The sequence below is a fragment of the Streptomyces ruber genome (assembly GCF_014648075.1).
GTDB lineage: Bacteria > Actinomycetota > Actinomycetes > Streptomycetales > Streptomycetaceae > Streptomyces > Streptomyces ruber.
On the sequence record NZ_BMQK01000026.1, the window covers coordinates 24,103 to 42,326 of the forward strand.

At 65.4% G+C, this 18,224-nt stretch carries 17 protein-coding genes; 4 read left to right on the top strand and 13 right to left on the bottom strand.

The annotated features are described in order from the left end of the window. Positions 1-123: 123 nt before the first annotated feature. The 3 genes from IEZ04_RS32335 to IEZ04_RS32345 all read left to right on the top strand — a co-directional run bounded on the left by IEZ04_RS32335 (position 124) and on the right by IEZ04_RS32345 (position 3,778). On the top strand, positions 124-459 hold the full coding sequence (locus IEZ04_RS32335; RefSeq protein ID WP_189220553.1) for an SUKH-4 family immunity protein: 336 nt from the start codon (positions 124-126) through the stop codon (positions 457-459). 150 nt (positions 460-609) lie between these two features. Then, positions 610-2,739 carry an amino acid adenylation domain-containing protein gene (locus tag IEZ04_RS32340; RefSeq protein WP_189220554.1) on the top strand — a complete coding sequence of 710 codons (2,130 nt, stop codon included), beginning with the start codon at positions 610-612 and terminating at the stop codon, positions 2,737-2,739. 463 nt (positions 2,740-3,202) lie between these two features. Further along, on the top strand, positions 3,203-3,778 hold the full coding sequence (locus tag IEZ04_RS32345; protein WP_229821423.1) for an OmpA family protein: 576 nt from the start codon (positions 3,203-3,205) through the stop codon (positions 3,776-3,778). Positions 3,779-3,865: 87 nt separating this feature from the next. Here IEZ04_RS32345 and IEZ04_RS32350 read toward each other — a convergent pair whose 3' ends face one another. Continuing rightward, complete coding sequence (locus IEZ04_RS32350; RefSeq protein WP_189220556.1) at positions 3,866-4,348, bottom strand: hypothetical protein; 483 nt, start codon at positions 4,346-4,348, stop codon at positions 3,866-3,868. Between the two features lie 169 nt (positions 4,349-4,517). Between IEZ04_RS32350 and IEZ04_RS32355 the strand changes: the two genes are divergently transcribed. Continuing rightward, the gene (locus IEZ04_RS32355; protein WP_189220557.1) at positions 4,518-5,186 is read left to right on the top strand and encodes a hypothetical protein; all 669 of its coding nucleotides are present in this window, start codon (positions 4,518-4,520) and stop codon (positions 5,184-5,186) included. A gap of 22 nt (positions 5,187-5,208) precedes the next feature. Here the strand turns inward: IEZ04_RS32355 and IEZ04_RS32360 are convergent, their stop codons facing one another. The 12 genes from IEZ04_RS32360 to mycP (IEZ04_RS32415) form a co-directional block, all read right to left on the bottom strand. Beyond that, the gene (locus IEZ04_RS32360; RefSeq protein WP_189220558.1) at positions 5,209-5,703 is read right to left on the bottom strand and encodes a hypothetical protein; all 495 of its coding nucleotides are present in this window, start codon (positions 5,701-5,703) and stop codon (positions 5,209-5,211) included. Positions 5,704-5,871: 168 nt separating this feature from the next. Beyond that, a complete protein-coding gene (locus IEZ04_RS32365) occupies positions 5,872-6,405 on the bottom strand; it encodes a hypothetical protein (protein ID WP_189220559.1) in 534 nt (177 codons plus the stop codon). Between the two features lie 110 nt (positions 6,406-6,515). After that, positions 6,516-7,217 carry a hypothetical protein gene (locus IEZ04_RS32370; RefSeq protein WP_189220560.1) on the bottom strand — a complete coding sequence of 234 codons (702 nt, stop codon included), beginning with the start codon at positions 7,215-7,217 and terminating at the stop codon, positions 6,516-6,518. A gap of 36 nt (positions 7,218-7,253) precedes the next feature. Then, entirely contained in the window at positions 7,254-8,546 is a 1,293-nt protein-coding gene (locus IEZ04_RS32375; RefSeq protein ID WP_189220561.1) for a hypothetical protein, read from the bottom strand. Beyond that, a complete protein-coding gene (locus IEZ04_RS32380) occupies positions 8,546-8,872 on the bottom strand; it encodes a DUF6317 family protein (protein WP_189220562.1) in 327 nt (108 codons plus the stop codon). The genes IEZ04_RS32375 and IEZ04_RS32380 overlap by 1 nt, the downstream gene beginning before the upstream one ends. Positions 8,873-9,708: 836 nt before the next feature. Continuing rightward, positions 9,709-11,124: a hypothetical protein gene (locus IEZ04_RS32385; RefSeq protein ID WP_189220563.1), complete on the bottom strand. Its 1,416-nt coding sequence runs from the start codon at positions 11,122-11,124 to the stop codon at positions 9,709-9,711. After that, the gene (locus IEZ04_RS32390) at positions 11,124-12,248 is read right to left on the bottom strand and encodes a WXG100 family type VII secretion target (RefSeq protein ID WP_189220564.1); all 1,125 of its coding nucleotides are present in this window, start codon (positions 12,246-12,248) and stop codon (positions 11,124-11,126) included. Before IEZ04_RS32390 ends, IEZ04_RS32385 begins: the two co-directional genes overlap by 1 nt. Continuing rightward, a complete protein-coding gene (locus IEZ04_RS32395) occupies positions 12,245-12,535 on the bottom strand; it encodes a hypothetical protein (RefSeq protein ID WP_189220588.1) in 291 nt (96 codons plus the stop codon). Before IEZ04_RS32395 ends, IEZ04_RS32390 begins: the two co-directional genes overlap by 4 nt. 593 nt (positions 12,536-13,128) lie before the next feature. Continuing rightward, complete coding sequence (mycP, locus tag IEZ04_RS32400) at positions 13,129-14,340, bottom strand: type VII secretion-associated serine protease mycosin (protein WP_229821424.1); 1,212 nt, start codon at positions 14,338-14,340, stop codon at positions 13,129-13,131. Between the two features lie 203 nt (positions 14,341-14,543). Continuing rightward, positions 14,544-16,151 carry a WXG100 family type VII secretion target gene (locus tag IEZ04_RS32405; protein WP_189220565.1) on the bottom strand — a complete coding sequence of 536 codons (1,608 nt, stop codon included), beginning with the start codon at positions 16,149-16,151 and terminating at the stop codon, positions 14,544-14,546. Positions 16,152-16,192: 41 nt separating this feature from the next. Beyond that, complete coding sequence (locus IEZ04_RS32410; RefSeq protein ID WP_189220566.1) at positions 16,193-16,528, bottom strand: hypothetical protein; 336 nt, start codon at positions 16,526-16,528, stop codon at positions 16,193-16,195. Positions 16,529-16,642: 114 nt separating this feature from the next. Continuing rightward, the gene (gene mycP / locus IEZ04_RS32415) at positions 16,643-17,911 is read right to left on the bottom strand and encodes a type VII secretion-associated serine protease mycosin (RefSeq protein WP_373296393.1); all 1,269 of its coding nucleotides are present in this window, start codon (positions 17,909-17,911) and stop codon (positions 16,643-16,645) included. Positions 17,912-18,224 lie beyond the last annotated feature (313 nt).

An 18,224-nucleotide genomic window follows, 5' to 3' on the forward strand; every position in this document is an offset into this window, starting at 1 on the left:
ACCAGCTGTGCAGCGGCCGCGGTGCGACGAGTACGGGGCACCTGGCCAGGCACCTGACAGGCCATGCACCCGGAACGGGACCTCCCACCGGTGCGGCAAGTGAACAGTAAGGAGACCAACGGCATGACCTCGGACACCCCGGTTCCCCCGACCACTCCGGAGGAAGCCCTGGCCATCGTCCGCAGCCGCTACGCCCAGCCCACACTGCCCGACGGGACCGCGGCCCCCCTGCACGTCCACGAGTTCGACCTCGGCTACCTGGTGTACGCGACCTTCCCGCCCACCACCGACGCCGCGGGCCGGCCGCAGCCGGCACCGCCGGGCGGCAGCAAGATCGTGGTCGCCAAGGACACCGGTGAGACCGTCACCGTTCCCAACTACCCGACCGAGGCCGCCGTCGACCTGTATCGCCAACAGCGCCGGCAGCGGGAGGCGCGAGGGCAGGATCCGCGGCAGTGACCCGACTGTCGCGGAGCGGCCGGCGCATCGTCGTGGCCCGTTCCGGGGCCTCGGACCGCCCCACGATCGGCGCCTAAGATCGGCGTCGTACGCGAACGTGTCCGCGACGACGACGGCGACGACGGAGGACGGGGAGGGCGGCGGGTACCCATGACCGGCTCGAGCGAGGACTACGCACCGCACCCGCACATCGGCGGCCGGGCCGCCGCGCTGCGCGCGCTCGCGGCGTGGCGCGGAGCCGCCCCCGGCGCGCCGCGCGTGGTCGTGCTCACCGGCAGCCCCGGAAGCGGGCGGTCACGACTGATCACCGGTTTCCTGATGTTGTGCGAACCGGAGTACCGCAAGCAGCTGCCGCTGGACGAGATGGATCCGTCGACGGTGCCGCCGGACCTGCCCGCCCCGGCAGTGCCGGCCGCCGAAGGGCTGACCGCGGCCCAAGTACTGTGGCTGCTCGCCGATCACTTCCAGCTCGACGCCGCCCGTACCGAGGACGTGTACGTCGAACTGGCCGCGCTCGACCGGCCGGTGACCGTCGTCGTGCCGGACGTCGACCGGGCCGGTCCGGTACGGGCCGCGGGCGAGCCCGAACGGCTCGTGCGAGAGGTGCTCACGCCTCTCGCCGCCGTGGAGAACGTCCGGCTCCTGGCCGAGTCGTCCCGTCCGCTGGCCGCCGAGCTGGCCTACGTCCTGCCACCCGGCACCGTACAGATCATCGATCTCGACGAGCCGGAGTGGGCCGACTCCGAGGGGCTCGTCCTGCACGCCCAGGCGGCACTGAACCCCGGTACCGGGACCGAGGTGCCCGAGCTGCCGTTCACCGTCGATCCCGCGGCGCGCCTCGCCCTGGGTGCGGCCATCGGCCGCCGGGCGGCAACCAGTCCGCTGGTCGTCGAGCTCGCCGTCAACTGCATCCTCATGGCTCCCGAGGGTTTCGACCCGGCCGACGAAAGCCGGCTGCCCACCACTGTCGGTGGGGCCCTCGACCTGCACGCCCGACGCCTCGGCGCGGACCCGGAGACGCTACGGCTCATGCTGGCACCGCTCGCCCTCGCCGAGGCCGGCGGCATCCCCGCCCAGTTGTGGGCACGGTTGGCGAGCGCGGTCGCCGGCCGGGACATGAGCCGGGCCATCGCGGACGGGATGCTGCTGGCCGGACCCTTCGTGCAGTTCGAGGGAGAGGAGAAGGAACAGGAGAAGGAACAGGGCGGCACGCACACGAGAGGGGACACGGGAAGGGGCACGGGAGGGGATGCGGGGCCGGACGCGGGGCGGCAGTACCCGGAGCGCGGGGGCAGCATGCGTACGCTGCTCCGGCTCCTGCATCCGGCCGTCGGCGACGAGATCCGCGCCGGCCTGCCGAACGTCCGCGCCGCCCAGGCCCAGATCGCGATGACGCTGCTGGAGGCCGTGCCGGACCAGGACTGGAGCAAGGCCGACCCCTACGTCCGCGACCACATCGCCGGCCACACCCTGGAAGCGGGACTGCTGCCCCAACTCCTCACCGACCCGGGGCTGTTCGTGCACGCCGATCCCGTACCGCTGCGCGCCGCCGTCGAGGCCGTCCCGGCCGAGACACTGGGCGCGCCGGCCCGTACGTACCTCCGCACGGCACCCCTGCTGACCCGTACCCAGGCACCCGCCGTGCTCCGCGCCGCCCTGCTGGAGACCGCCTTCGTCGAGGACGGCCTGCCCGAGTACGCCGACGCCATCCACCAGCGGCTCGGCCTCGACCTTCCCTGGCAGACCCTGTGGAGCCTGCCCGTCCCCGGCGTCACCGCGGTGACGGTCGGCAGCCTGCCCCGCCCCGAGGGACCGGCCGCTCCCGTCGCCGTCCTCGTCGTCCCCGCGGCCACTCCTGGAGCGGTCCCGCTCGGCGACCCGGGTGACGAGGGCGGCCCGGCAGTGCTCGTCCACGGCCTCGTACGACCGGATGCCCTCGGAGCCGGTGTCACCGACGCCGGTGCCGGTATCCCCGCTGGTACCGGTACTGGTACCGGTACCAGCGGGGATACCGGCACCGGCGAGGGCACGGGCATCGACCCTCGGCAGATCCTGCGCCCGTCCGAGGACGAGCGGGCCGCCGCCCCTCTGGTGCTCAGCCGCGGCGGCCACCATCTGCGCGTCTGGGACCGGGCGAGCGAGGAGGTCGTCGCCGCGCTCGTCTCCGACGCGCCCTTCACCGCCGCCGACCTGTCCCCCGACGGCATCCTCCTCGTCGCCACCGAGCGCGGGGCCAAGGCCCTCCGCATCCACCCGGCGGCACGGGCGACAGCCCCGTAGACGACCCGCCGCGTTCGCCCGCTCCCTGGCCCTGCTCGCCGTCGCGCGACAGCGGATGCGGGGCGCGGACCCGATCACTGTCGGTCGGTCGACCGTGAAGTCGCGGAGCTGCGGGAGCGGTTGGCCGCCGTAGACGCATCGGCACCGGAACGCGGACACATGGTGGCCGCCGATCGTCGAGCAGATGCGGGACGGGCTGTTCCGGCACCCTCACTGATAACTTGCTGCCATCGCCTAGTCACGCTCCACATGCTCCGCACGCTCCACGGGGGAAGCCTTGAGCCAGCCGCAGTTTCAGCCGTCACAGCCATCACCGCAGCAGCAGCCACAACCTCCTTACAACCCGTACGCCCAGCCCGCCACGCCCCAGCAACAACCGGGGTTCGGCCCGCCACCTGTCCCCGGCCAGCCCCCGATGCAGGCCGGACCGCCGCCCGTACCTGCACAAGCTCCCGTGCACCCGGTGCACGCAACGAACGCCGCACAGCCGTATCCCGCACCTCACTCCGTACACGGACAACATCAGCCGCAACAGCTACCGCAGCCGCAGCCGCAGCCGCAGCCGCAGCCGCAGCCGACGACAAGCGGCAGTACGGTCGGCGCGATCATCCTCGGGCTGTTCGTCTCGGTGGTCGTCTCGCTGCTCTACAGCGGCCTCAACTTCGCCACGTACAAGGACCAGTCGGAGACGGCGGCGCACGCCCTGTACGCGGGCCACGCACTGCTCAACGGAGTCGCCGTCGGCGCACTGGCCGGCCTGGTAGGCCGCCGCAGCAAGGGCGCCCGGGTCGGTGCGGCCGTCATCGCCCCACTCGGCGCCTTCTTCGGCTACACCAACTCCGTCCCCCTCGTCATCGCCGACGGCCAGACGCCCCTGTACGTCAGGTACATGCTGGAGGGCGACCCCTTCCTCCCGGCCAGGCTCTGGTGGGGCAGCTCGGCCGACAGCACCTTGGTCTCCCTGCTCGGCCTGGTGGTCGCCGCGGCCGCTGCCTGGGGCCTCGCGTACGTGGTCGGCAACAGGGGCGGCCGCGCCTGACACCCCTGGTGGCGGCGGGCCCTGACCCGGTGGCCGAGTGGCCGGGCGAGTACCGGCAGAACCGTACCGCGCCAGGCCCGTCCCGAGTCAGTAGAGCGAGAACCCGCCACTGTGCCGTCCCTGACTCCTGTTGTTGCCGGGCTGCGCGGCCTCACCGTCCGAGCGCTTCGTCCCGGCGGAGCCGGAAGAGGGAACGTCGCCCGACGGAGGACCCGACGGAGCGACCGACGGAGCACCCGCCGGTCCGCTCGTCGGCGGTGCCTCCCCCCTCCTGATCCGTTCCCGCTCCTCCTCCGACAGCGCCTCCCACTGCCCGCGCAGGTTCGCCATGCCCCCGCCCAGCGCCCGTGCCATCGCCGGGTCGTCCAGGGCATCGCGCAGCGCCAGGCGGCCGGTGAGCATCCTCTTCGCCGCGTCCTGCAGGTCCTTGCCGGCGCCGTCGCTCTCGGAGAGTCCGCGCAGGGCGGCGTTCAGGGAACGTACCTGCTCCGGTTCGAGTGCCTCGTCCAGCACGCCCCGGTCCGGCGAAGGGCCGTGCGGCGTCGATGAGTTGTCGGGCTGCCTCGTCATCGCGGTACTCCTCGTTTCCCCTCGCGTGTCGCCACCCGCAGTATCCCAAGCCACCGGAACCCACGCTCGTCCCGATGAGGTACACCTACCCGTCACTCCTCACCCGACAGCACAAGTGCCATGCTGACCTCACCGGCCGACCGGCCGGAGAGGGAAGGACGGCGCCGTCATGGCAGGAGCGCAAGGCCCGGAGAAGAGCACGGGGAAGGGCTCGACCATCGACCGCTTCCTCTCCAAGCTCGTCGCAGGCACCTTCGGCCGCCTCGGACGCGCGGGAGGTCTGGCCTTCCTCGCCGCGGGTCTCGTCCTGAGCGGCTTCGGCGCGTACGAGGGAACGTACGCGGCGGGCTGGGCGGGCACGCGCGGCACCCTCACGGTGGAGGAATGCACGGTCAGCTACCCGAACAACGCCTCGCGCAGCAGCCGCAAGAACCGCCGTCCCATCCGCTGCGAGGGCACCTTCGTCTCCGAGGACGGAAGGAGGAGGGACACCAGCGCCGCAGTCCAGATGAGGCAACGGTACGAGCAGGGCGCCGAACTCCCGGTCACGCAGACGGACCCGCCGACCTCGGCCGACGCCACGGACGCCGACTACACCGCCACCGGCATGGACCGCGCCCTGCGCTGGTTCGCCGCCTTCTTCGGCGGCTGGGTCCTCACAGGCCTCGGCGTCTTCTGCCTCGCCACCGGATACGCGCCGTTCGGCCGGAGCCGCGTTTCGTACGGCGCCGCGTGGGAGGCATCAGGACGGGGAGCGACTCGGCCGGCCGTGGTTGCGATGATCGGCGTGGGTCTTGCGGGGGCCTTGGTGACGTTCCTGGTCAGCTACTCCTTCTGACGGGCGGACGCCGTACGGGTGTTCAACGAATCAGGTCGATCAGCCACATCAGCAGGGCGACCGCACCATCAAGGAGAACGACTCCCACACCGACCATGGCTGTCAGCAGCGAATAATCCGCGATCACCTCTCGCGACGACCGGCCGGCCCCTCTCCGTGTGACACCTCTGGGAGCGACCGCGCTGGATACACAGAGCATGAGGACACCGAAGCTGAGGCCGACTTTCCAGAGTTCGCCCAGCACCGGCCATAGCCCCGTAGGCCGATAGGTATCGGAGTCGAGTCCTCGACGCATTTCGACGGTCGCGCCATCCTTATAGTTGCTGCCGTCCTTCAGATGAACATGTACTGCGTCGCGCTGATCATCGTGCGGGGTGAAAACGCCATCACATTCGTAGTCAGAATTGTTACGACCTGGGTTCGTGTCGTAACAATGACTCACCCTGTACTGTCCCGGATCTCCGTAGAGCCCTGCGGACAGCGCACTGTTCCCCGCGGAGTCGATGAGGTAGACCACGGAGAAGAGCGAAACGATCGCCCCGGCTATCCAAGTTGCGACTCGTGACACATCTTTCTTTCATCTGGCGTCGAGGTCAGTATCGCGCTAACTGTCGCCGAGACTGTTCGACGCTTTGCAGTCTCGGCGACTGGCCTTCACCCGCACACACCATGTCGTGATGTGCATTTAATTGATGTAAGTGACCCTCGGTTCCTTCTCCACCAACTGGGTAAGACCTGCTTGCTGCGCCCGGGCGATACGCGCGGGATCGGCCTGCTCACGCTCATCGGCGTACTTCTGCCAATCCGACGGCTGCATGAAGAGCATGTCGTTGGTGCCGGGGACGATCATGACCCCTCCGAAGGCGAGATCGCCGGCGATCCAGGCACCACCGTCCTCGGCACCCTTGGGCCAACGACGAACCGTCGACGCGTTAATCGCGCGCATCAACGGTGCACCGTGCTGACCGCGAGTGGACACCCTGACGGTGAAAACCGTGCCGAGGAGCAGCCACTGCTCGCTCTTCTTGTCCACCCGCGTGCGGTACTCAAGGGGGTAGGTGCGCAGCACCCTTTCGCACACGGTGAGACGTCGACCGTGCCAGGTACGAAGGAGCAGGAACAGCAGGACGAAGACACCGACGGGAATGGGCAGCACCAAGAAGAATGAATCTGGCGCACCCGCCACGTTCAACACGTACGACAGCGCGATCAGACCCACCCCCAAAGCCAGACGCCCCGCGAAATGTCTCGCCCATCTGATTCTGTTGTGCCGCATTACCTGCTGAACATCGGGTGCCGGCGTAGAGCTCGTCATAGGTTTCCCCGTCCTCATCCGAAGTCCGCGCGCATCGAGGCTGCCGCGGTGCCCAGCTCCGGCTCATCACCGCTTCCCGCTTCAGGCAATGAGGGGTCGGTGAACGTTACCGTGTGAGCGACACCGAGCAGGATGTTCCTGTAGTCGTCGGCGGACTCGACAGAGGACGTCACCATCTGAAGCATGATGATGTCGGAAGTGCCGGTTCCCGTCAGCGCGACCGTACCCTGCCAGACCTGCCCCTGCGGAGGCGCGTCACTTCCCTCGGACGGCCGGCCCGGAGCGGTGACGTTGCGCTTCCTCTCGGCGAGGAATCCGGTACCAGACGGCAACACCAGCGGCCGCATGCCCTCGTCGGGCCTATCCGCGGCCGTACCCGCCAGACTGGCGACGACCAGTTCGGCGTTGCTTTCCGATGCCGGGACGGTCGAGATAGTGAGCACGGAGAACACGATGCTACCTGCGTCGTCCGGGTGGAAACCGAGAAGACAGGCCTGCACACGGTGCGCGTTCAGCGAAGTGACGACACCGGCGTAGAACCGCAGCACTTCTTCCGCACGGTCGCGCATTTCGTCCGGCAGGCCGAGCATCTGCCGAACCAGCCCCGTGACCCGCTCCACCGGAGGATTCAAGTCCATCTGCAGGTAGCCGTGCGGAATCGCGTACCAGAAAGCTGGCTCCTGCTGGCCAGCCGCCTCCGTTCTGCGTTCGGGCACTGGGGGTCCGCCTTTCAAAAGATGTAGCGATGTGCGTCATACGAGGTTCAGCAGCCCCGCGAGGCCGTAGAGGCCGGCCCCGCCCTTGACGAACTCCGCGGCGTTGTGGGCATCGCCTTCCTTCGGCAGCACCCCTTCGGCTTCCAAGGAGGACACGACATTCGCCGCGACATTCAGGCCGTTAGCGCTGATGTCGCCCATCAGCTTGACCGAACCGGTAGCACTCGCGGCTGCTGCCGCCCATGCCTCGTCGGCTCCGGTCCTGGCGCTCGTCTTGAACACATGGCCGAACTCCCGGACGAATTCGGTCGCCTTTTCCGTGTTCTTCACCGCTACGCCCATGTTGTCGGCCATCCGCAACCCGTCGGCTAGTTCCCGCCCTGCTGTACCGAGCGCCTTTCCACCGGGAAACATGCCGAGTGCGTCACCTCCGAACGAGGCATAGGCAGAGAAGGTGTCCATGTTCCACCCGAATTTGTCTCCCCACGGCAGGAGAGCCGCTCTGAAGTCGGGGTCGGCGAAGTTCTTGCTCATGGAAGCCGCGCTAGCCACCAGGGCAATGCCGGCGAACACTGGCGCAAGCGGGGTCGGGAAGAGGGCGAGCAGACCTGCGATGGCGCCGATGGTTCCCGCGTGTTCCAGCAGGAACTCGCCCGTTGCCTTGATGCCGTCCCAGATGGCATCGACGGCCTTGCTCAGCCAGCCCGGCTCCTTCGGTGCCAGTTTGTCAGTCGCGTCATCGAGCGACTTGGCTACTGCCTCGGCGCTGTCCGAGTGGGTAGTCTGCAGTTCCCGGGCCTTCGCGATGACGTCGTCGTACTCGCCATTGGCCCTGCTGAGTGCGGCGGCCGCTTCATTGAGGCTGCGCTCAGCGGCCCGCAGTCGCGCCGTCGCCGCGTTGGCCTCCTCCTGTGAGGGGAACTGCTGGCCGGCGAGCCCCAGGTCCGGGTGCTTCTCGGCCTCGGCGTACCGCTCCTTGGCCGATGCGATCGCCGACTTCTTCTCAGCCGCCGCATCGTCGTACTTCTTCGCCAGTTCGCGGTTCGAGGTCAGGTGACCGTCCCAGTTACCCAGCTGAGTCGCAGCCTTCTCGAGCGATCGGGCAGCGTTCTTGATGTAGGTCGGCAGCTCGCCGTCGATCGCTTCACGAAACGCCTTCGCCGCGTCCCCTTCCCAGTAACTGCTCTCACCGATCAGCTTGTCGAGCTGGGTGTGGCAGCTGCGCAGCGCGGTAGCGGCCGCGCTCACCTTCTGCTTCAGGGCGTGAACCTCACTGGGTATTCCAGGTACGGGATTCCAACCCAGGTTCGGATAAGGGTTGACCGCCATTACTTCGCGCCTCCCTGTCCGGATGTTGCTTGCTCCGCCATGTCCTTGAATGCCTTCTGCAGAGCGTCCTCGACCTCTTCGTAGGCCTTCTTGTTTGACTTCACGCCTTCGCTGACGGCCTCAACCATTTCCTTGGTCTGCTCGGCCCCGTACTTCCAACGGTCCTGGAACCCGTCACAAGCCTCATCGAGACGCGCAGTTCCGATCTGGTCGGCACGGACATGAGCGAGAGCCGTCCGCGCCTCGTTCAGATCCCTGACGCACCCCTCGAGCGCTCTGAGGAACTGCCCCAGTTGATCCGTATCCGTCTTGAAGTGATCCCCCATCAAATTGCTCCCACGTTGGCAGAGAATAAGCGGACTTACGATGCACGCGGGCCCGAACTAGGTCTCGGCGCCGGCAATGAAGACATCGGGCACAGCGGCACGGCTGAAGTGGGGGCCGAGACGTGTCTGCCAGTGGCATGCGGTGGCGGCACCGATCACAGAAGTGGAATGAGAACGCCAAGCGGTGACACGGCCCCCGTCGGGCGACGATTGCTCATACGGATTCACGCCGTCTGATGTGCCAGGCCGCAGATACGGCATGTCTTCCCGCTCCCCCGTGAGAACCGGCTCGATCAAGTAGTCGCCCTCTTAGCTGGAGCAACGCTCGGCTGGCCGGCTCGGTCTCATCGTGCTCGGCGCAGGATACGACAGGCCATGACAGCCGCTGACCACCAGGGTCCGATGACGGCAAGAGATCGTGAAGATATTGCGAACGTGAAGAGATGATGGCGTCCGATCCTCAGTGCGGCACCGGCCCGAGGTCGACGGGGACTCGAAACCCACATCCTCGGCACCCAGCTGCTCAAGGTCGACCATTCTCTCCAAGCGGCGGTTGCCAGGCCGACGCGGCGTAGCCGCTGCCGGTCATTGCTGCCCCATGACCCGATGGAGAGGAGGAAGAGAATGAAGAGCAGCTTCATGCCGTCTACTACACCAGCAGCTGTACCGACGAGAGCAATTGCTCGAGCGGCGCAAGCCCGCGCGAGCACGTTGCTTGAAAGAGATACGCAGAAGACCCGTGCGCCACGTGCGATGGCTCGCCCATACACGTGCGCTGCGCTTCCACCGATATTCTGAAGCGGTGATCAGGTGGCCACCGTTCACTGGAGACGACTCTATTTGCCTCCCGACTCAACAGCATCGGGCGCGAGGTTGAAGTGAGGGTTTGCTCCCACGAGCACACTGAGCAGGCCGGTGATTGCAACAGCCCAGCGCCATCCAGGGGCGAGGTCGAACGTGAGGAGGCCAGCGCAGGCAGCAGTCACGACGTAGCAACCAAAGAGTGTCGCGGACGTGGAGAGCAGCCACTTGGCACGGGGATCCCACACACGCAGAGGATGCGTCCGCTCGGCTGGACCATCCATCTTTCCTACGGAAACACCCGCCGTTCTCAGCGCCATCGCCTTATTGACGTTCAGCATTCCGTGCATCACCCAGCCGCTGTCGAAGACCAGCGCCGCTGGTGTCCTCTTCACAGAGAGGCGCCCACCCCGCGTTCCCCGACTCGCGTCCCAGCACAACCAGAGCCGCTGGCCTCGAAGGGCCTCTGGCGGCCCAGGCTCGTCGATCTCCGTGAGGAAGTGCACCCACCCGCTGCCGGTATGGACTTCGAGGTACCTGCCCTTGGCCGGCTCCCCTCGCCCCCCTGCCTCATCATGGTGGTACTGTCCCATCCGCGTGTACTGCCCACGAATGGCCCTGTCCGTTTGATTCATTCGAGAGAATGCGCGGAACCCGTGTCGCCTATGGACATCGTTGAGGACAGCGAGAACTCCGAGAGCCCACAAGACGACAAGTCCCCAGCGCATATATGCGGGCATTGTCTCTCCCCGCAACTCCGGACCGAGTCGGCGCTCATCTCCCGCCACGGCTCCTAGGTTCGGCTGGGAGGGGGCATACAGCACTTGTACCTCATCACCGGGGCGCGGGCGTTCATATGTTTCCGTTTTGACAGTCGCCGAAACCGGACTAGTCGACGCGGCACCGGGAAGCTGAACGACTACTGTCGCTACGTAAGGGTCCCTACCGGTTCGAGAAAGTTGGCGCACATCACTTACTTTTTCTGCCTGCACCCAGGCGAACTCGGCACCGGAATCGTGCAGGCGCTGTACCAGGCTTGATCGTTGGGGTTCCCCCACACCCAGTGCAACAACTCCTACAATCGCTGTGCAGACACCAACGCCCCAGAGAATCGCTCGCTGCTGCTGCCCACGCCGCGACGGGAGAAGGCGCGGCACATCAGGCAAGTCGGGCCCGGCTTCCAGAGCCCCCTCGCCCATCTCGGAGAATTCGGCCGCGACGATCTCCTTAAACGGACGCCATCCCCCTGCGCGCCTCTGCTGCACAAAGAGCAATATAACGCAAGCAAGCGCACACCCGAGAGCCAGCAGAATTGCCATCCTGCGCGGCTCTGGATCTTTATTGAACAGCCATAGCGCCGGCACAAGGGCCATCACCAAGAATGCCGCGCCCGCGCATACCCTTCTTACTCTGGACGCCCTAGTGTCCATGAGCGCGCTATCGATCCGCATCAGCCAAAATCCTCGCGAATCCTGTCCATAGCCGATCCACGCTCTCCTGCTACTCTCCTCGCCGCACTCTCTTTCCCGTCTTGCGCGCCTTCTTCAACATCCGACACCCCGTCCTTTGCGTAATTCGCAGCAACACCGCTGATCAGCGGTGTGCTGGAAGCGAAGGCGGTATCGATCGCGAACTGCTCGTGTTCTGGCCGATCCTGACTGTAGGCGAAGTCATTCTCGTTCCTCACGCCGCGAGCTATGTCATCGAATCCCCGATCAAATGCTCGCGCTCCACCCGCAGCACCGCCCGCAGCACCCCCAGCAATACCTGCGATCACAGTTTGCTCGAGGTTGAAGTCCTCACCCTTACGCGCATTATCGACAGTGTCCCCGGCCATCACGCCTGCCGCACCACCAACAGCGTTACTGACTATCTCTTTGCCGCCCACGGCTGTTACGGCTTTGCTCGCTGCAGTGCCAACCGTCGCACCGGCGAGGCCACCGATCATGTTCGTCTGTACTTCCCAGCCCTTACCGCTGAGCTGGCTAGTAATCATTCCTCCTGCAGTTCCACCAGCCCAGTTGAGCAGGCCCTCGGCTATGATTTTCCCAGGCTTCCCCGCGTTATAAAGCCGCCGGAAGATGTTGGAGATGCCTCTCAGTAGTCGACCGAGTCGACCAGCGGCATCAAGAGCCCTGGTAACCAGCATCGTGACTCGCGCGGTACCTGCGGCTGCCGACACGCCCAGCGTAAAGAACGACATTCCCACCGAGACGGCAACAGAAATTCCTATTTCCACATAAATGTCATGAATTTCCTTGTTGACCTCACGGATGCTGTCTGCGGCTTCCTCGAGACCCTTGGCAGCCTCTTCGAAGTCAACGGTCACATCACGCACTGCAACCGCGAAATCGTCCCAGTGTTTTTCGAAAGCGTTGGCGGCCTCCCCACGCCACGTATCTCCGACTGTTCTCTTGACTTCCTTGTCCAGATCCCTGACGAGACCTTCGACGTCGGTCTTCAGCTTGCGCCAAGCTGCGGCGGCTGCTTCCAACTCGTCCGGACGCCCACCGGGGTTGATGACCTCGATGCCGAGTTCAATAATCTCCTCGGCTGCCGACTCATTGCCACTCACTTCTGTCCACCGCCAGGCTTGCCGAACAGGGCCGCAAGGTCACCATCGGTCACCTCTGTATCGCGGTTCACTTTCCTGAGGGCATCCGCGATCGCATCCAAATGTTCATGAACGACCCGCATCGCAGCAGCGACATCAGTGGAATAGCCAATGTAGGCAGATGTCACCTCTTTTGATTCGGTGAGGACACCGAAACCATCGCTGATGGCTTCCCCTCCTGTCGCTTCTTGGAACTCCTTGAGATATGCACGCAGGTCGTACGCGTATAGCTCGAACTTACGCGCCAAGTTCCTTCCCGCTCCGGGGTCGTAGAACGAAGTCTCACCGTCAGACACTCCCGCTGCCCTCTTCTGTGCGTGTTGTAGGACCTAAGGCGATAGGTGCTTGCCGCACCATTGCGCAGTGAGTTCGCACCATCTACTCCATCTCTCCCCTATGCCAACGATGCCGACGACGAGACGATCAGATCCATTGAGGTAGATACCCTTTCGTTCTCTGGTTACTGCGCTGCGCTGTCGGTGTCTCCGGGCGCCTTGCCCTACAGCTGCCTCGAAGCAGCCAGCCCTCCCCGTGGGCGCGTGCTGGGGTACCCGTCGTCGTAATAGCTCAGTAGGGGAAACGCACTGCCGTACCCATGGTCTGATGTGACAACGGGTACGGCCGCGCGCTTACGCGCTTTTTTGCCTCGATCGAGGGATGCGGTGAGATTTCGAGCCATGGCTCGGCTCGGTTGGAGTGTTGAGGTTGACCGCGCCCCGCGACAGGCGATCGGTTATGCCGCGCGAGGTGCCGGGAACAGTGGCACCTCGCGCTTGGCAGACGTGACAGTCAGGGAAGCAGGGGCGCGCTGTCCGCTTACCGGTCGGTCGGAAGGTCGCCTTTACTGTCCTTGGCGCGGGGGCTGGCCATAGGGGTTGGGATACTGCTGTGAGACTCCGGGCGAAGCAGGGTAGTCCTGGTGGGAGTACGGCTGATGCCCCGTCGGAGGCTGGGGCGGGTAGCCAGCGCCCGGGGGAGGATTCCCACCGCCCGGGCCGCCGGAGCCGGGGCCGCCGCGGTTGCGGCGACTGCGAAGTATTACCAGCACGATGGTGATGACGACCACGATGGCTGCTGCAAAGCCGACGACGAGGACTCCGCTGGAGGACGGTTTCTCGTTCTTCTTGGCCTTTTTCGCGGCCTCGTCCTCAGATATGCTACTGTCGCTCGACGAATTGGGTGACGCGGCACTAGCAAGAGGGCCTTCCTCGGGCCCCTTTGAAATATCCATCGTCAACGCCGAACCGGGGCGGGCAATACCATAGCCCAACTCATCGTCCGGAGCCTCCTTGCCCTCATGATGCAGGAAGGACGCCGACTTGATTAGGCGATTGATGACTTGACCTGCGGTTAGGTCAGGATACTCGGAACGCACCAGGGCGGCGATGGCGGATACATAGGCAGTGGCGTCAGATGTCCCGCTGGCCGTTCCGTAACCGTTGGGCATCGTGGAGTCCGCTACTGGAATATTGACTCCAGGAGCGGAGAGGGTGACGCCCTCTCCGGTGTTCGAGTTACTCCAGGGGTTCAAATTCTCATCGAGGGCGGTCACGGCTACGACGCCCGGTAGCGCGGCGGGGTAATTAACCGTTCCGGCATCATTACCCGTGCCCGCCACGACTACGACATCATGCTCCTGGGCGTAAGCGATCGCCTCTGCCCCATCTGAGCCAGGGTACGAGTTAGCGTCATTGAATGAGAGGTTAATAACTTCGGCGCCTTGGTCCACTGCATAGCGGACTCCTTGAGGCCAGGTCTTCGCATCCATTTCTCCGCCTGCGTCAACACGTACAGGCAAAATTTTAGACTCCGGCGCAAGACCCATCACTCCCGCGGAGTTGTTCGTCCCATGGCCGTGACCAGCGATGAGACTTGCCATACCTGTCCCGTGCCCATCGCTGTCCTCGTGAGGATCGCTGCCGGTGAAGTCCTTGCCCGGCAGCACTTGGCCTGTGAGGTCGGGGTGAGTGGCATCGACTCCAGTATCGACAACGGCTACGGTTACGCCTTCTCCGCGGGAGGTCTCCCAGACCTTCTCGGCGTCGTACACCATCAGAGGCCACTGTGCGTCCCGGACAGCGTCCGCTGACGCAACGGGGGCTGCAGTGAGGAGCAAGGCTCCCGTCAACGCCACGACGCCTGTCGCGGACCAGACTCGCTTGAGACTCAATGCCTTGCTCCTCACTCGGTTTGGCTGGGCACATCAGCCCTTATATATGGGCAGAAGACGCCATCCCGTCCAGCCCATCTGCATACTTACTCGATCGTCCGCGGCACATTGCGATTGCGGTCTTCTTCCGAGATCCAGGTCTCTTCGTCCTCGACCAGGTAGTCGGGACGGTCGCCGCGACTGTTCTCGTCTTCGGGCCGTTGGCTGTTGCGGCGGCCCATACCGCCAGCCATTCCACCAGCCATGGCTCCACGCTGCGAGCCGCCGCGGCTGCCGTGCAGGCCTGAACCGCCTCCGGCACCTGCGCCAGCGATTCCCTTAGCCGCGCCGACCACACCACCGCGGGACTTCGCGAGGGCTCCACGGCCGCCGGCGCCAGCAGCGCCTCCTCGACCGGCCGCACTAGCTCCAGCCCCGGCTCCCATGCCACCAATTCCGGCTCGGCCACCAGCGCCTGCACCGCCTCGACCGGCAACACCTGCTCCGGCACCCGTTCCTCCGACTCCGGCTCGACTCCCAGCACCGCGATTCGCTGTCGCGCCTGCGCCGGTCATACCACCGCGACCACCCGTGATCCCCACGCTTCCACGCCCAGCAGTATTACCACCAACGCCGGATCCGCTGCCGGGGGTCACGATGCCCGGGCCTTGACTCCCACTTGTACCGATGCCTCCACCACCTCCCCCGATGCTGGTGTTCGTTCCGGTGCTGGGTCCCGTCAAGCCGGGAGAGATGCTGTCTACTTTCGTTTTAGTGACCGGCAGTTGCGAGCCTCCCGTGATGCCTTGGGCACGAGGAACAGTGGGAGTTGACTTAATGCTGGTGGTTGGGCCTGCACTCCACGGCTTAGCGGAATTAGCCCCGGCTCCCGGTCCATTGCCGCCAGTAGACGGCATCGAAATCGGAGTAGGCATTGGCACATCCGGATTCGGGGGGAGGAAAGGGTCACGATCGTCAATTGGCGGAAGTCTCGACGTGTGAGCCTTGTAATTGACAGCTAGTTGCTCCATAATCGCCACCCCCTTCAACTGCTCTTCCTTACCCTTTGAAAGGGAGTCGGCGTTCGCCTGGCGGGCGGCGTCCGTACTCACGCCCTTGTTGATGTCCTCGAGGAGTTGCTCGTCACTGCGCCCGTCGTCCCAAAGCCTGTCCCACGCACTGGACCAGCCGGAAGGCACCTCGACCTCCCGCATTTTGGCCATAGAGTTTCGAAGATCATTCTGGACCGCGTGCATCGTTTCGCTGTAGTAGTTGGCCCACGCTGCCCCATCACGAATTTTTTTCATGATGTCGTTGGCTGCCACACGGAAGGCCTCGGCCGCGTCGCCCTCCCAGTGCTCGAGGACGTTCTCGACGGCACTCTGCATCAGACCCGCGACACTGTCTTTAGCGGACACCTGATCCACGCCACCGCTCTTGCCGTCGCCATCCCCACCGGAGAGGATGTTATGGACGGACTTCCAGTGCTGGCTGACCTCGTAGATCCGGCCGGGGTCCGCGTCGAGGATCATGGCACGCAGCTCAGGAATTCCCATGCTCATGAATTCCGTGTCAATCTGGCTGCGATCCGGGCCGCTCATGCCCCCGTCAGGGAGCGATTCGAGCTTCTCGTCGTGCTTGTCCTGGATTCGCTGCTCTCTTGCCTCTTGCTGAGCAGCAATCATTTCAGGGCTCTGGTAGCCGTAACCGTACATTTTTTGACATCCCCTCCGTCAGTGACCGTTCGCCGAACCGCTCAGTGAGCCGCGCCCTTGGACCCGCTGTCGGGAACAGCACTCACGCCCTGCTTGTTCGCCTGTTCCTGGTTGCTGTACTTGTCTCTGACTTTCGAGGTGCTGGTACCGAAGTCGTCGATCAGCTGATGCAGCCCCTTGATCATGGTTTCGATCCTGGTCTTCTGCTGCTGATGAGCGTCGTGGAGGCCGTTTGACTCGAGAAACTTCTCGCTGCCGAACGCCGAGCTAGGGATGTCTGTCTCGTACTTGGCCTTGGTGTTGGCCTTGTCCATGTCCGAGAGGAGGCCGTTGAGCTTGCGGATGACCTCATCCAGCGCGCTCAGATCGACCCGCATTCCGTTACTCATTCCCCGTTGTCCTCTCCCCTGTTACCAATTCCGGTGCCGGCCCCCACTCGCCCTGCAGGGACCGAGGTGCCGAAGTTTTTCGCCTGTCTGTTGCCCAGCTGGCTAGCTCGAGTGCCGGGCACGTCCTGCCTGTCCAGGCCGTCCGGTCCGCTTGCTGCGCCAGTCCCGCAAAGCCACCCCGCTCCCCGCAGCCACCAGCGCCAGCGCCAGCCCCGTGCCCAGTACGTATATGGCGACCCGGCGTTCCCGCTCCGCCTCACTCTCCCCCATGGTCACCGCCATAGGAACGACTCCGCTCGAACCGGTCATCGAGGGCGCGTCCGGTTGAGGGGAGGTTCCCGGTGTAAATTCCTCCGAAAGAGCGGCGACCGGGTCGACGACTCCCCAGCCGATGTAGCGGTTGGGGCCGCCGCTCGGGCGTTGGGCGGTTTCCTGGAGGCGGGTGGCGATCTGGGCCGCCGTCCACTTCGGGTGCTTCTCCTTCAGCAGAGCGGCCACGCCCGCGACGTACGGGGCCGCGAAGCTCGTGCCGTCGGCGGTGCACTGGCCGCCCTGCGGGACCGTGGAGACCATGCCGACGCCCGGGGCCGCGATGTCGACGAAGTCGCCCGCCTGTGAGAAGAAGGCGCGCTCGTCGTTGCGGTCGGAGGCCGCCACCGCCAGGACTCCCGGGTACGAGGCCGGGAAGGTGTCCGCGGACTTGCCGTCGGCTCCGTCGTTGCCGGCGGCCGCCACTATCAGGGCGCCTGCGTCCACGGCCGCTGCCACCGCGTTCCGGAGCCCCGTGTTGTCCTCCTTGTTCGCGGTGTCCGAGGAAATGTTGATGATGCTCGCGCCCTTGTCGACCGCGTACTTGATGGCCTCGGACATGGTCCTCGAGTCGCCCTGCTTCTCCTCGCCACCGGTGTAGCGGATGGGAAGGATCTTGGCGTCGGGGGCCAGGCCCACGAAACCGGTGCCGTTCAGCTGCCGGGCCGCGATGATGCCCGCGACCCGGGTGCCGTGGCCCTCGAGGTCCTGCGTGCCGTCCGTGGAGCCGACGTAGTCCTTGCCGCCGGAGGCCATGGCACCGCGCAGCTGGGCGTTGGAGTCGTCGACGCCCGTGTCGATGACCGCGACCGTGACGTCCTTGCCCGTCGCCTCTTCCCACAGCTGGTCGAGGAGAATGCGCTGGATCGACCAGGGCGTGGACTTGATGACGTCGCCGCCGAAGACGCACTCCGTGCTGGCCGACAGGCCGAAGTCCGGACTGTCGGAACCGGCTTCGGTGTTCGAGTCCGTCAGGCGGGTGGAGACCGTCGGGGCGTCGGTCGACGGCCGGGCAGCTGATGTCGGCGCCGACGCGAGGCAGATCCCGGTCACCGCAAGCACGCCGAAAACCCGCTGCAGTGCGCGGGTCTCACTTCTGCGGTTGCGCGAACGGGTTCTCAGACCCTCCACGTTCAGGTCCCCCATGTTCAGTTCCCCAGGGCTTCTTCGCTGCCTGCGAAGTCGGGGTGTGTATTGGTGTGGCGAGTGTGGCAAGCAGTTGTGGGTGCGGAGGTGTGCCGCGTGTACGGAGCGTGCGTTCTCCGGATCTGCATGGAATCTGCGTAGGTCTGCATGAGATCTGCGTGGGTCTGCATGAGATCTGCGTGGGTCTGCATGAGATCCGCGTAGGTCTGTATGGCATCTGCATGAATCT